Origin of the sequence: Listeria sp. LM90SB2, from assembly GCF_028867355.1 — a bacterium.
Taxonomy (GTDB): Bacteria; Bacillota; Bacilli; order Lactobacillales; family Listeriaceae; genus Listeria; species Listeria monocytogenes_B.
Map to the genome: position 1 here is coordinate 1,324,401 of NZ_CP046449.1, position 13,344 is coordinate 1,337,744.

Here is a 13,344-nt window from a genome sequence, read left to right on the forward strand (position 1 = left end):
GGAGGAATTTAGATTATGGCAAAATATACAAAAGAAGACATTTTCCGCTTCGCAGATGAACAAAATGTAAAATTTATTCGTTTACAGTTCACGGATATCCTCGGGATTATTAAGAATGTGGAAATTCCTGTTAGCCAACTAAAGAAAGCACTAGATAACAAAATCATGTTTGATGGTTCCTCCATTGAAGGCTTTGTACGAATTGAAGAGTCTGATATGTATTTATTCCCAGACTTAGACACTTGGGTTGTGTTCCCTTGGACAGCTGAAAAAGGAAAAGTTGCAAGAATGATTTGTGATATTTATAATCCTGACATGACTCCTTTTGCTGGAGACCCACGTGCTAACTTAAAACGTGTACTTAAAGAAATGGAAGAACTAGGTTTCACAGAGTTCAACTTAGGACCTGAGCCAGAATTTTTCCTATTCAAATTAGATGAAAATCGTCGTCCGACACTTGAACTAAATGATAGTGGTGGTTACTTCGATTTAGCACCAACCGACTTAGGTGAAAACTGTCGTCGCGATATTGTGCTTGAATTAGAAGAAATGGGCTTTGAAATCGAAGCGTCTCACCATGAAGTGGCACCAGGACAACACGAAATTGACTTTAAATATGAAGACGCCGTTACAGCGTGTGATAGCATCCAAACATTTAAATTAGTCGTAAAAACAATTGCTCGTAAACATGGTTTACACGCAACATTCATGCCGAAGCCGCTCTTTGGTGTAAATGGTTCTGGAATGCATTTCAATATGTCACTATTTAATGAAAAAGGAAATGCTTTCTTCGATGAAAGCGGAGAACTAGAATTGAGCCAAACAGCTTATCATTTCTTAGCAGGGATGTTAAAACATGCCCGTGGCTATACAGCTGTTACAAATCCAACCATTAACTCATTCAAACGATTGGTTCCAGGATATGAAGCACCATGTTACATTGCGTGGTCAGGTAAAAATCGTAGCCCGCTTGTTCGTGTTCCAAGTTCTCGTGGACTAAGCACTCGTCTTGAATTACGTAGCGTCGATCCATCTGCTAATCCATATTTAGCAATGGCGGTACTACTTAAAGCTGGTTTATCTGGAATTAAAGATGAATTAACTCCTCCGGCACCAGTTGATCGTAACATTTACGGCATGAACGAAGAAGAACGTGAAGCAACTGGCATTTATGATCTACCAGAAAGCTTGGGCCACGCCTTAATCGAACTTGAAAAAGACGATATTATCAAAGCTGGTTTAGGTGAGCACATTTTCGAACACTTTATTGAAGCAAAAACAATTGAGTGTGATATGTTCCGCACAGCAGTTCACCCTTGGGAACGCGAACAATATCTTGAAATTTATTAATAGTCAAAAGCACGTTTCCTATAGATGGAAACGTGCTTTTTTATTGGAAAATCGGTTTCAAATGTTTGATGTTTGGCAAATAGAGGCATATATTTAAAAATGTGCTAGTGAAAGGGAGGTTTTCATTAGAGAAAGGGGAAGAAATGCAGATTACTTTAGCTATTTTAGTATTTGCCTTCACATTATTTTTTGTGATTTGGCAACCAAGAAAATTATCAATCGGATGGTCAGCTTGCGGAGGTGCGCTAATTGCCATATTACTTGGCGTCGTCACTTTATCAGATGTCGCAACAGTTACTGGAATTGTTTGGAATGCGACGCTCGCTTTTATTGCTATTATAATTATTTCATTGATTTTAGATAAAATTGGCTTTTTTGAGTGGGCGGCTTTACATATGGCGCGATTAGCAAGAGGTAATGGGTTATTAATGTTTATTCTTATTTCTATTTTGGGAGCTTTCGTTGCTGCGTTGTTTGCTAATGACGGGGCGGCGCTAATTTTGACACCAATTGTTCTAGCGATGGTGCGAGCGCTGAATTTTGATGAGAAAAAGGTATTTCCATTTATTATTGCTAGCGGTTTTATAGCAGATACGACGTCCTTGCCGCTCGTAGTTAGTAATTTAGTCAATATAGTTTCGGCTGATTTTTTCGGCATTAGTTTTTCGCAGTATGCGCTTATTATGTGGATTCCAACGCTTTTCTCTTTAGTTGCGAGTATTTTAATCTTATATTTTTATTTTCGGAAAGCATTACCTAAAAAATATGATACGCGAGTGATTCGAGAGCCGGCTTCTGCAATTAAAGATAAAAAGATGTTTCGTGTTTCTTGGGGAATACTTATCATCCTTGTAGCAGGCTATTTTTTGAGTAGTTTTTTAGATATTCCAGTGTCATTTATTGCCTTGCTAGTTGCTGTTATCTTTTTGTTAGTCAGTGCAAAAAGTCATGCGGTCTCGACAAAAGCTATTTTAAAAGGAGCACCTTGGAATATTGTGTTTTTCTCGGTTGGTATGTATGTAGTTGTATATGGTTTGCAAAATGTCGGTATCACAAAATTATTATCAGAAGCAATTACATATGTTGCGCACTTTGGTTTATTTGCGGGAACAGTTGGAATGGGATTTATTGCTGCAATACTGTCTTCTGTCATGAATAATTTGCCAACAGTAATGATAAATGCACTTGCAATCGATCATACGTCATTTACAGGCGTGATGAAAGAAGCGTTAGTCTATGCAAATGTCATTGGTTCTGATTTAGGTCCGAAAATAACACCAATTGGCTCGCTAGCAACTTTACTTTGGCTACATGTTCTAGCGCAGAAAGGGATAAAGATAAGCTGGGGCTCTTATTTCAAAATTGGCATTGTGATTACTATTCCAGTTTTATTCATAACGCTCGTCGGACTATATTTTTCACTGCTTATTTGGAATTAAAACCCCCTGTACCAGAATGTACAGGGGGTTTTATTATGCCTTCTTATAAAGAACATGGGGCTTTAGTGGATCGCCATTTACTAAAGCGGGATGTTCAAAAGTAGCTATTTTTGTTAAATGGATTTTTTTCATGACATTTTCTGAAGGTTTATTGAGTGCGGCGGTAAAACTGTATATTTCGTTAATAGTGTTGATTTCTTCAGCAAGTGCTAACGCGCCAAGTGCGGCTTCGGTGGCATAGCCTTGGTTCCAAGCGCTATGTTTTAATCGCCAACCTATCTCCGTGCATGGAGTGAATGTAGCTTCAAAAGTAGCCTCATGAAATCCAGTAAAACCGATGAATTCGCCAGTCGATTTAACTTCAATAGCAAAGAGACCATATCCAAGTGACTTTAATTCTTCTTGAATCCTATCAAGAAATGCATTACTTTCGTTTTGAGTTAATCTGGCTGGGAAGTATTTCATTACTTGCTCATCTGCATTCATTTGACTAAAAGGAAGATAATCGTTTGTTAAATAATCTCTTGCAATAAGCCGTTCAGTTTCAAAATAAATCATGTTCTCAACCACCTGTTCAAACGAATAAAATTAGCGAATATCTCGATAAAGTCCGATTACTTTTCCTAGAATTGTTACGTTGTTTAAAAGGATAGGCTCCAAAGCATCGTTTTCGGGTTGTAATCTAAAATGATTAGCTTCTTTGTAGAATCGTTTACATGTAGCTTCATTTTCATCTGTCATCGCTACAACGATTTCGCCATTGATTGCAGAACTTTGTTGTCTAACGATTACTTTATCACCATCAAGGATTCCGGCATTAATCATACTTTCGCCGTCGATTTCTAACATGAAGACATTGGTTTCGCCAGCTGCCATGTATTCTGGTAGTGGGAAATATTCATCAATGTTCTCAATTGCAGTGATGGGCATTCCAGCAGTTACTTTCCCGATAATAGGAATATTTACAACATTGGGTGTCTCTGCTTCGTCTTCTAAAGATAATATTTCAATCGCACGAGGCTTTGTTGGGTCCCGTCTAATTAAGCCTTTACCTTCAAGGCGAGCAAGATGTCCATGAACAGTAGAGCTGGAAGCAAGGCCAACTGCTTCACCAATTTCGCGGACGGAAGGTGGATAACCTTTTTCTTTTACTTCTGATTTTATAAATTCATATATATCTTGTTGGCGTTTAGATATTTTCATGGTTTCACCTCATTGATTTAATGGTTATTTTATAATTCAAGTATAGCAAAAGAAAAACCAATATGCAAACAAAGGTTCGTTTTTTTATTGACATACACGAACGGCTGTTCTATAATATAGAAAAGCGAACATACATTCTTTTTGGAGGGATTATTAATGACTATGAAATTAATTTGGGATAAATTTTATGTTTCTATTATATTTGTACTTACTTGCATCGTACTAGGAATCATTTTAATGTGTACTGTAGTTGGCGGGGGAAACGACTATTCAGAAGTGAACGTAAGTGAAGGGGATTCTTTATGGGCATTAGCAGATCAATATGCAGGGAAAAGTGATATGGCAAAAGCAGATTTTGTTAGCTGGGTAGAAAAAGAAAATAATTTAGCTGACGGTCATGTGGAAGCAGGAGAATCAGTAGTTATTCCTGTACACAAAACAAAATTAATAAAGAGTGATAGTACGATTCAACTAGCAAACCAGTAAGGTCGATTTAGTGGCCGTTTATGATATAATATTAGAGAGTAGCGATTATGCTGCTTTCTTATTTTTATTCTATAGAAGAAAAGGAGAATAACGATGCTAGAAAAAGCTAAAATAGATCGTATTAATGAGCTTTCTAAAAAGAAAAAAGCCGGAACATTAACTGCTACAGAAAAAGTGGAGCAAGATAAATTAAGAAAAGAATACATCAAGTCTTTTCGTACGCATATGAAGGGGACAATAGAAAATACAACGATAATCGACCCAAATGGAACAGATGTAACGCCGCATAAAGTGAAACAACTTAGAAAAAATAAGCACTAATAATTAGTACCAAATAAACATTAATGAGCAAATGAACAAAAATACCAATCAATTAAGCAATTTAAAGCAATTATTAGTTGTGTTAATTGCTTTTTAGGCTTATTATTAAAAGTAGTTAAAATTATATTGAAGAGAGGATGTTTCATTTGTTCGATAACACAGATAGTTTAGCAGTGAATACAATTCGTACATTATCAATGGACGCAATTCAAAAAGCAAATTCTGGTCATCCAGGATTACCAATGGGAGCAGCACCAATGGCTTACGCACTTTGGTCGCGTGTATTAAATACTAACCCTAAGAATTCACATTGGTTTAACCGAGATCGTTTTGTACTTTCTGCTGGACACGGCTCAATGCTTTTATATAGTTTATTACACTTAAGTGGATTCAAATTAGAATTAGAAGATCTTAAAAATTTCCGTCAATGGGAAAGTAAAACTCCTGGTCACCCAGAATATCGTTATACAGATGGTGTAGACGCAACTACTGGTCCACTTGGTCAAGGTATTGCGATGGCTGTTGGTATGGCTATGGCAGAAAGACATTTAGAAGCGAAATATAATAAAGATGGTTTCCCGGTAGTGGATCATTATACTTATGCACTATGCGGAGATGGTGACTTAATGGAAGGTGTTGCTTCAGAAGCGGCTTCTTATGCAGGTCATCAACAATTAGGAAGATTAGTTGTTCTCTATGATTCCAATGATATCTCTCTTGATGGTGATTTAGACAAATCTTTCTCTGAAAATGTAAAACAACGCTTTGAAGCTTATGGCTGGGAACATTTATTAGTAAAAGACGGTAATGATACAGCTGAAATTTTAGCAGCAATCGAAAAAGCGAAACAAAACACTTCTCAACCTACTATGATTGAAGTGAAAACTGTTATCGGTTTTGGTGCTCCAAATGCCGGTACAAGTAAAGTTCACGGTGCTCCACTAGGCGATGAAGGTATTTTAGAAGCGAAAAAAGCTTATGGTTGGAACTACGAAGAGAAATTCTTTGTTCCTGAAGAAGTTACTGCTCGCTTTAAAGAAACAATTGGCGAACGTGGTGAAAAAGCAGAAACAGCTTGGAATGAGTTATTTGCTTCCTATAAAGCAGAATATCCAGAGCTTGCGAAACAATTAGAAGATAGCTTGAACAACAAGTTACCAGCTGATTGGGATGAGGATCTTCCAGTATATGATGATTCAAAAGCACTTGCTAGCCGTGCTTCCAGTGGAGAAGTTATCAATGCGTTAGCTGGAAAAATCCCAACTATTTTTGGCGGATCTGCTGACCTTGCAGGTTCGAATAATACAACAATTAAAACAGACGGTGAATTTACAAAAGCGACTCCAGCTGAAAGAAACATTTGGTTTGGTGTTCGTGAATTTGCGATGGGCGCTGCATTAAATGGTATGGCACTTCACGGCGGATTACAAGTATACGGTGGTACATTCTTCGTATTCTCTGACTATGTACGTGCTGCTATTCGTTTATCAGCTATTCAACATTTACCAGTAACCTATGTAATGACGCATGATAGTATTGCAGTTGGGGAAGATGGCCCAACACATGAGCCAATCGAACAACTTGCAAGCTTACGTGCAATGCCAGGGCTTTCTGTTATTCGTCCTGCTGATGGAAATGAAGTTGTGGAGGCTTGGAAACTTGCTATCACTTCTACATCTACACCGCATGTACTTGTTCTTACTCGTCAAGGCCTACCAACACTACCAAATTCTGCTAAATTAACTGCAGAAGGCGTTAAAAAAGGTGCTTATGTTATTTCCCCAGCTAAAGGTGACGTGCCAGAAGCAATCATCCTAGCGAGTGGTTCTGAAGTTAACTTAGCTATTGAAGCGCAAAAAGAACTTCAAGCTCAAGGAACAGATGTATCAGTTGTCAGTGTGCCATCATTTGATCTATTCGAGCAACAATCTGCTGAGTACAAAGAAAGTGTATTACCGAATGCTGTTAGAAAACGTGTAGCAGTAGAGATGGGCGCTAGCTTTGGATGGGAACGTTATGTTGGTTTAGATGGTAAAGTTATCGGAATTGACAAATTTGGTGCTTCTGCTCCAGGTGAAACAGTTATTAAGAATTACGGCTTTACTGTTGAAAACGTAGTTAATACAGTAAAATCACTTTAATTAAACAATCAGACCGTTGCTAATTTTTCTAGAGCGGTCTGTTTTTTTATGCTTTTTTTAGATTGCGCCGTAGTACCATTAATGGTATAATTACGAGGTTGTTTGCAGCTTTTATTGATAAATTGATCTAGATGATAAGTTTTCTTGAAAAGTATTGTCTGTTTAATATAAATCAAGTACAATAAAAGAGGATTTTGTTTCAAGGAGGAGAAAAGAGACTATGTGGATTTACATTCTTGTCGGCATTATTTGTTTACTAGCTGGTCTTGCGGGAGGATTCTTTATTGCAAGACGTTACATGATGAGCTATTTAAAAAACAATCCGCCAATTAACGAACAAATGTTACAAATGATGATGGCACAAATGGGTCAAAAACCATCACAAAAGAAAATCAATCAAATGATGAGTGCGATGAACAAACAGCAAGAAAAAGAAAAACCAAAGAAAACTAAGAAATAATATTTTAACAAAGTAAACCCCTTCTATTGATTTAGAAGGGGTTTTTTATTATTGTTTCGTTGCTGAAATGAGTAGCATCATTGGGCGGCGGTATTCGTCTTGCATTTCGGGTAAATCTTTTAATTCAGGAGCTGGTTCCGGTTCGATAACACTATTAATTTGAAAGCCATTTTTCAGTAATGTTTGGATGTAAGTAGTAACTGTTCGGTGATACTTTTGGACATCTTCTCCAAGAAAATGGCTTGTTCGCATAGATTCATTAAAATATCGGTCAACGGGCCAATGTAATTTGTTACCTGTTTCATCCGTATACCAATCTTGTCTTCCATCTGCCGTAAATACCGGATGTTCTACAGAGAAAATGAAAGACCCACTAGATTTTAGGTTAATATAGACTTTCTTACAAATGTCGTCAAAAGAAGCAATGTAATGAAGTGCAAGGGAACTCAGAACAACATTGTATGCATCTGGTTCAATAGCTATATCTTCTATGGCTTTTTGCTCGTAACAAACCACTGGCGATGTAGTTTTTCGTTTAGCCTCAGTAAGCATTCTTTCGGATAAATCGATACCAAGTACTTTTTTTGCACCATGTTCAGCTGCATAGATACAGTGCCATCCAAAGCCACACCCTAAATCAAGGACTGTTTTCTGGTTAAAATCAGGAAGCATTTTTTTAAGTTCATGCCATTCACCAGCTGCTTTTAATCCTTCTTTCGAGCGAGGCATTTGGCTATATTGTTCGAAAAAATGTTTGTCATCGTATTTATTTTCTTTCATTATTAAACCTCTTTTCATCAATTAATCAGATGTGTGACTGAATTCTTTATCTAAGAAGAGGTGAGCAAGTCCGCTCACTTGTTTTAAGCGTAAGATTTCATTAGCATCCATTCCAATATTTTTCATAATCCAACTATCGGACATCCCGCTATCTACAAGTTCACTAACAATGTTGGACATTAATTCGACATTATGAAATCCGCGCGCACGATTATGACGTATTGTAGAGGCCATTCGATTCACGGTGTCCTTTTCTAAGATGACTACTGGTAAGAATTCATTTTCTCGTTCTCGAATTCGTTTAGAGGTTCTCATGATAGTGTAACGGTGGAACCCATCTATTATTTCATATTTATCGCTGTCTTCCAAGGGATAACAAACAATTGGTTGCGTAAACCCATCTTCCCAAATTGATTTTTCAAGTAGTTTGAGTTCGGTTGCGGGGACAGTGTTGGGATTATAATTATTTGCTTGTAATTTTGTGTAGTGAATGGGAGTAACGCTATATACTGGGCTCTTGTAATTCATTAGTTCACCTCATAAAATATTATTATATTTCTCTAATGCGTTTTTTCTTTTTTCTAATTCCAATTTTGTTTGGCCGAATCCCATATATTTGCAGGTATAATCATTCTTCAATATTGCTATGCACATGCGTTTGTAGGTAGGAACGCTTGCGAATTCTTTGATTTTCAAATCGTCTGGATACTCCTTAAAACGAACGATTTCCATTGGATTAGTATATACTCGGTTATTTTGTGGTTTACCTAGGAAGTCTGCTTGTATATCTAAATTTTTTAATTCTTCTACAATTTCTACTTTTAAAGCACCACCTTTTTCGGTCCAATAGGTAATACTTGTTTTGAATTTTTTTAAATAGCGTTCTCTAGTGTAACTTGGTAAAGTTGTGAGTAAAAATTCCAAATATGATTTCCAAGTATGATTTTTAGGTAGTTTAATTTCTTTCCAAGCCATTGCGGAAGTGCCACCGTATATGGCAGTGAAATTGGCGCCATTCACCCGGCCGACTAATTTGGACCAAAGCGCAGGTTCGATGACCCTGTACAGTTTAAGACTTTCTGTAGCAGCATCGTTAAAAGGACTGGCGACACGCATCTCGTGCACAGTTAGGCCAGCATGATAAAATAAATCATAAATTTTATTATAAGACCAATTGAACTTTGCATTTGCGACCCATATATCTTCTACTTGCCAATCGTGAATTGGATAGGCGTTGTAAATGTTTTTGGAAATTTCGGTCGTCCAATTGTATGTTTTATACATTCGTTCTTTTTTATGAATTGCGTTATAGCGATTAAGAGATTCTTGTTGTCTTATACCAATCAAAGCAATGGTTTTTTGGGCGTTATTTTTAGTATGTAACCAGTTAATTATTTTTTTATTAAATTCATAATCCCAAAGGTTTTCAAAATCAAAGTCAAACGGGGCATTGTCTTCATTAATCACGTGTGGAAAGGTGGGCATATCTCTAACCCAGATGTTTTGCTTGGTCTTTTCCCACGGTTTCCAGTGGTCGGTGAACATCGAAACAGCTGATTGTGCCGCGATGGGAAGACAACACCAAAGTGGTTCGATGATATCTAAATTAGTTGTAAGCATTTCAGTAACAAAATCAGTTGTAGCGCTGTATTGACCTTCATAATCTAAATGATATACATATATTTTCTTGCGAATATTATTTTTCCGCATGTAGTCAATCATGAGATGGAGCATTACTGCGCTATCTTTACCACCCGAAAACGACACAATAATATTATCGAATTCAGAAAAAATCGCTTCCATTCTTTCTTGGGAAGCATCAAAGACTGTTCTAGAAAGCATCCATTATCACCTCAAAAGAATTTTTTTGTGAGAGTTCTTTTTTAAATTCTTGCAATAAGCTTGTTTTCTTAGAAATATTTGTATCAATAAGAGAATCCAGACCGACATTACCGCTTAAATCATGATAGTAGCAGTCTTGTGTTTGCCCAGTTCTGTAAATCCGCCTTTCTGATTGATCACGCTGAGAATAATCAAACGTTTTATCAAAATAAATAATTTGATTATAAAATTGCAAATTGAGTCCGTAAGAAGATTTGGCAAAAGTAGTAATTTTTACATTTGGAAATGCTTGCTGCAATGCTTCTTCTGAACGTCTGTATTTGCAAAAAATAATCGTTGTTTCTTCTTTTCCGGCAATTAATGATTCTGTAATAGTAAATTTTTCAGAAGAAAGACAGTAACAATGTTGCATTACTTGAGACATTTCTAAAAAATTAATGTTGATTGTATATGCGGCAGCTTTTTGGAGATAGTCTTCTTTTATTTCATAATATTGCTTTAAAAGTTCCTCATCAATGGAAAAATCATGACGAATATAATGCCATTTGACGGCTAATTCGTGCGAAGAAGTAAATATAAAAGGGGTGATTAATTTATATAAGTACTCTAAATTATGATATTTTTTAATGATATCCATTGATTGTTGCGTACTTTGTGTTAGTTGTGTAATGGTGACGTATTCGCAAAAAGTTTTTTTGAACTGGGAAAAACTTAGATTTAATATTTTAGGAGATAGAAATTCTAGCTGTGACCATAAATCCAAAATATTACGACTAAGAGGTGTTCCGTTCATAATTAATTTATAGGTAGCCAGACGAGAAAGTTTAATCGCTCGTTGTGTTCGAAGTGCATGGATATTTTTTATCTTTAGGCTTTCATCCATAATAATGTAACTATTGGTGGAATTTTTGAGTTTGTTTCGGCAATACAGGTATAATCTATCTGAGTTGGAGAGAGACTCAATGCCGATAATTTCTTGAGGGAATGAATAACCCCATTTGCTTATTTCAATTTCGAGATTTTCTTTAGTTTGAAAAGGGGTAATCCATAAAACATAATCTGGGTTTACATCATTTATTAACTCGCAAGCTACCCGTGTTTTCCCACTTCCTGGTTTCATAAATAGAGCGCCAACCTTATATTTTTTGAGTTTTATTAATGCTTGTTTCTGGTTATCTAATAAGGTCATTTTCAATTATCACATCTTTTTCTATTTTTTTAGGAATATGGGTACGCACTTTGACAATGCTATCGTTTACTTTTTTTGTGTGGAAAAACTGCATTATCTCGTCATTTTCTTTTTTAAAGTAAAGAATCATATTGGAGACACTTAGTTCTTTCTTTTCTGTGTGTTTTTTTAAAAAGAAGTTCCATGTATCTGGAAAATAAAAATAACTATATTCTGGTGTAAGTGAATACACCATCTTTTTAGGTAGCAAGAAAAAATAACCTTCATATTCACTTTCAGAGGGCATTTCAATAATTGTTTGATTATCCCATTGTTCTACTCGTTCGCTATATGTATAAATTTTGTGCCATTTTACCATTTATATCTAATGCTCCTATGTGTTTTGTCGTTTTCGTTCACTTTTATCTATTTATGCGTTTATTTTATCACAAATAATATTAAAGTTAAGGATAAAACTGTTTAAATGGATGGAAAAATTATTATAAATAATAAAAATTACGCATAAAAAAAGGAAGACTAGGAGTAAATTTAAATGTTTTTTTATTTTTTGGTAGAAAACACTTTTGTAATAGCCAGCTTTTTAGTAGAATAGATAATGGTGGATGGAAAACTCTTCTATCTATGAATAGAATATGAAATTGGAGGCTATTATGGATACCCCAGATTATAAACGAGTTGTATTAAAATTAAGCGGTGAAGCACTTGCCGGAAATGATGGCTTTGGAATTAATCCGAGCGTGGTCAATTTGATTTCTGCTCAAATCAAAGAAGTAGTAGAACTAGGAGTAGAGGTAGCTATCGTTGTTGGCGGCGGGAATATCTGGCGCGGTAAACTTGGTAGTGAAATGGGAATGGACCGTGCAGCGGCCGACCAAATGGGTATGCTTGCGACTATCATGAATTCCTTGTCTTTACAAGATTCCCTTGAAAACATTGGAGTAGCAACGCGTGTGCAAACTTCCATTGATATGCGCCAAATTGCTGAGCCTTACATTCGTCGAAAAGCGATTCGCCACCTTGAAAAAGGTCGCGTCGTTATTTTTGCAGGTGGAACAGGTAACCCATACTTCTCCACAGATACAGCGGCAGCACTTAGAGCGGCTGAAATCGAAGCAGATGTTATCTTAATGGCGAAAAATAATGTAGATGGTGTCTACAATGCTGATCCAAAACTAGATGAAAATGCGAAAAAATACGAAGAGTTATCTTACCTTGATGTGATTAAAGAAGGATTGGAAGTTATGGATACAACTGCGTCCTCTCTAAGTATGGACAACGATATTCCATTAATCGTCTTCTCGTTTACAGAACAAGGCAATAATATTAAACGTGTTATTTTAGGTGAAAAAATCGGGACTACTGTTAGGGGGAAAAAATAATGAGTAAAGAAGTATTATCGAAATCCAAAGAAAAAATGGAAAAAGCAGAACAAGCATTAACAAGACAATTAGGTACAATCCGCGCTGGTCGTGCGAATGCATCACTACTTGACCGTTTATCTGTAGATTATTACGGAGCAGCTACCCCAGTGAACCAAATGGCTTCTATCAGCGTTCCTGAAGCTAGAATGTTACTAATTACACCTTACGATAAAACTATTTTAGGTGAAATTGAAAAAGCAATTTTGAAATCAGATTTAGGTTTGACTCCAAATAATGATGGTTCTGTACTACGTTTATCTATTCCACAATTAACGGAAGAACGTCGTAAAGAGTTGGTTAAAGAAGTGAAAAAAGAAGCTGAAGAAGCGAAAGTTGCTGTCCGTAACATTCGTCGTGAAGCTAATGAAGAATTGAAAAAACTAGAAAAAAATGGCGACATCACAGAAGATGATTTGCGTTCTTATGGTGAAGACGTTCAAAAATTAACAGATGAAAGCATCAAGAACATCGATAGCATCACGAAAGACAAAGAAGCGGAAATCTTAGAAGTTTAATTGATACTTTTACAAATAGTAACAAATAGGGTTAAACACCTTTTAAGTTGAAGCGACATTCCTAATTCTTTCCATATGTGTTGGGTTAGGAATGTTTTTTAATGGGCAATTCCATCGCTCTCATGAAACTCTCATCTGTTCACATGGAATTTTTAGTACATTAATTGATTCTTTTTTGTTATTATAGGTATAGACAT

Annotated in this window: 15 protein-coding genes; 8 read left to right on the plus strand and 7 right to left on the minus strand. The window is 36.1% G+C overall.

Annotation, left to right across the window (positions count from 1 at the left end; all coding sequences use genetic code 11):
• Positions 1-15: 15 nt before the first annotated feature.
• Complete coding sequence (glnA, locus tag GL301_RS06605; RefSeq protein ID WP_003723435.1) at positions 16-1,350, plus strand: type I glutamate--ammonia ligase; 1,335 nt, start codon at positions 16-18, stop codon at positions 1,348-1,350.
• 143 nt (positions 1,351-1,493) lie between these two features.
• Positions 1,494-2,789, plus strand: coding sequence for an arsenic transporter (locus GL301_RS06610; protein WP_010958885.1), 1,296 nt, complete (start codon positions 1,494-1,496; stop codon positions 2,787-2,789).
• 33 nt (positions 2,790-2,822) lie between these two features.
• Here the strand turns inward: GL301_RS06610 and GL301_RS06615 are convergent, their stop codons facing one another.
• A complete protein-coding gene (locus tag GL301_RS06615) occupies positions 2,823-3,347 on the minus strand; it encodes a GNAT family N-acetyltransferase (RefSeq protein WP_003734519.1) in 525 nt (174 codons plus the stop codon).
• A 30-nt stretch (positions 3,348-3,377) separates the two neighbouring features.
• Complete coding sequence (gene lexA / locus GL301_RS06620) at positions 3,378-3,992, minus strand: transcriptional repressor LexA (protein ID WP_003723438.1); 615 nt, start codon at positions 3,990-3,992, stop codon at positions 3,378-3,380.
• 156 nt (positions 3,993-4,148) lie between these two features.
• On the opposite strand from lexA, the gene yneA reads away from it, so the two are divergent.
• The 4 genes from yneA (at position 4,149) to GL301_RS06640 (ending at position 7,400) form a co-directional block, all read left to right on the plus strand.
• Positions 4,149-4,478 (plus strand): cell division suppressor protein YneA, encoded by a 330-nt coding sequence (gene yneA, locus GL301_RS06625; RefSeq protein WP_003734518.1) that lies wholly within the window; start codon positions 4,149-4,151, stop codon positions 4,476-4,478.
• 93 nt (positions 4,479-4,571) lie between these two features.
• Entirely contained in the window at positions 4,572-4,799 is a 228-nt protein-coding gene (locus GL301_RS06630) for a DUF896 domain-containing protein (protein ID WP_003734517.1), read from the plus strand.
• 146 nt (positions 4,800-4,945) lie between these two features.
• The gene (gene tkt, locus GL301_RS06635; protein ID WP_003734516.1) at positions 4,946-6,940 is read left to right on the plus strand and encodes a transketolase; all 1,995 of its coding nucleotides are present in this window, start codon (positions 4,946-4,948) and stop codon (positions 6,938-6,940) included.
• Between the two features lie 220 nt (positions 6,941-7,160).
• Positions 7,161-7,400: a YneF family protein gene (locus GL301_RS06640; protein ID WP_003726667.1), complete on the plus strand. Its 240-nt coding sequence runs from the start codon at positions 7,161-7,163 to the stop codon at positions 7,398-7,400.
• A 48-nt stretch (positions 7,401-7,448) separates the two neighbouring features.
• On the opposite strand, the gene GL301_RS06645 is transcribed toward GL301_RS06640, so the two are convergent.
• From GL301_RS06645 to GL301_RS06665, 5 genes are read right to left on the minus strand one after another with little or no spacing between them, the layout of a single operon-like run.
• On the minus strand, positions 7,449-8,180 hold the full coding sequence (locus GL301_RS06645) for a class I SAM-dependent methyltransferase (protein WP_003726668.1): 732 nt from the start codon (positions 8,178-8,180) through the stop codon (positions 7,449-7,451).
• Positions 8,181-8,201: 21 nt separating this feature from the next.
• Positions 8,202-8,708, minus strand: coding sequence for an IbrB-like domain-containing protein (locus GL301_RS06650; protein WP_003726669.1), 507 nt, complete (start codon positions 8,706-8,708; stop codon positions 8,202-8,204).
• Positions 8,709-8,717: 9 nt separating this feature from the next.
• Positions 8,718-10,022, minus strand: coding sequence for a phosphoadenosine phosphosulfate reductase (locus tag GL301_RS06655; protein WP_003726670.1), 1,305 nt, complete (start codon positions 10,020-10,022; stop codon positions 8,718-8,720).
• Positions 10,012-11,217 (minus strand): SNF2-related protein, encoded by a 1,206-nt coding sequence (locus GL301_RS06660; protein ID WP_012681273.1) that lies wholly within the window; start codon positions 11,215-11,217, stop codon positions 10,012-10,014. The genes GL301_RS06655 and GL301_RS06660 overlap by 11 nt, the downstream gene beginning before the upstream one ends.
• Positions 11,195-11,569: a hypothetical protein gene (locus tag GL301_RS06665; RefSeq protein WP_070298281.1), complete on the minus strand. Its 375-nt coding sequence runs from the start codon at positions 11,567-11,569 to the stop codon at positions 11,195-11,197. Before GL301_RS06665 ends, GL301_RS06660 begins: the two co-directional genes overlap by 23 nt.
• A 292-nt stretch (positions 11,570-11,861) precedes the next feature.
• On the opposite strand from GL301_RS06665, the gene pyrH reads away from it, so the two are divergent.
• Entirely contained in the window at positions 11,862-12,590 is a 729-nt protein-coding gene (gene pyrH / locus GL301_RS06670; protein ID WP_003723449.1) for a UMP kinase, read from the plus strand.
• A complete protein-coding gene (frr, locus tag GL301_RS06675) occupies positions 12,590-13,147 on the plus strand; it encodes a ribosome recycling factor (protein ID WP_003723450.1) in 558 nt (185 codons plus the stop codon). The genes pyrH and frr overlap by 1 nt, the downstream gene beginning before the upstream one ends.
• Positions 13,148-13,344 lie beyond the last annotated feature (197 nt).

Bases quoted from the DNA above. Each gene is read 5' to 3' on its own strand.
- GL301_RS06650 (WP_003726669.1), bottom strand. From the start codon at position 8,708: ATGAATTACAAGAGCCCAGTATATAGCGTTACTCCCATTCACTACACA.
- GL301_RS06655 (WP_003726670.1), bottom strand. From the start codon at position 10,022: ATGCTTTCTAGAACAGTCTTTGATGCTTCCCAAGAAAGAATGGAAGCG.
- glnA (WP_003723435.1), top strand. From the start codon at position 16: ATGGCAAAATATACAAAAGAAGACATTTTCCGCTTCGCAGATGAACAA.
- GL301_RS06615 (WP_003734519.1), bottom strand. From the start codon at position 3,347: ATGATTTATTTTGAAACTGAACGGCTTATTGCAAGAGATTATTTAACA.
- GL301_RS06665 (WP_070298281.1), bottom strand. From the start codon at position 11,569: ATGGTAAAATGGCACAAAATTTATACATATAGCGAACGAGTAGAACAA.
- GL301_RS06645 (WP_003726668.1), bottom strand. From the start codon at position 8,180: ATGAAAGAAAATAAATACGATGACAAACATTTTTTCGAACAATATAGC.
- yneA (WP_003734518.1), top strand. From the start codon at position 4,149: ATGACTATGAAATTAATTTGGGATAAATTTTATGTTTCTATTATATTT.
- GL301_RS06640 (WP_003726667.1), top strand. From the start codon at position 7,161: ATGTGGATTTACATTCTTGTCGGCATTATTTGTTTACTAGCTGGTCTT.
- frr (WP_003723450.1), top strand. From the start codon at position 12,590: ATGAGTAAAGAAGTATTATCGAAATCCAAAGAAAAAATGGAAAAAGCA.
- lexA (WP_003723438.1), bottom strand. From the start codon at position 3,992: ATGAAAATATCTAAACGCCAACAAGATATATATGAATTTATAAAATCA.
- pyrH (WP_003723449.1), top strand. From the start codon at position 11,862: ATGGATACCCCAGATTATAAACGAGTTGTATTAAAATTAAGCGGTGAA.
- GL301_RS06610 (WP_010958885.1), top strand. From the start codon at position 1,494: ATGCAGATTACTTTAGCTATTTTAGTATTTGCCTTCACATTATTTTTT.
- GL301_RS06630 (WP_003734517.1), top strand. From the start codon at position 4,572: ATGCTAGAAAAAGCTAAAATAGATCGTATTAATGAGCTTTCTAAAAAG.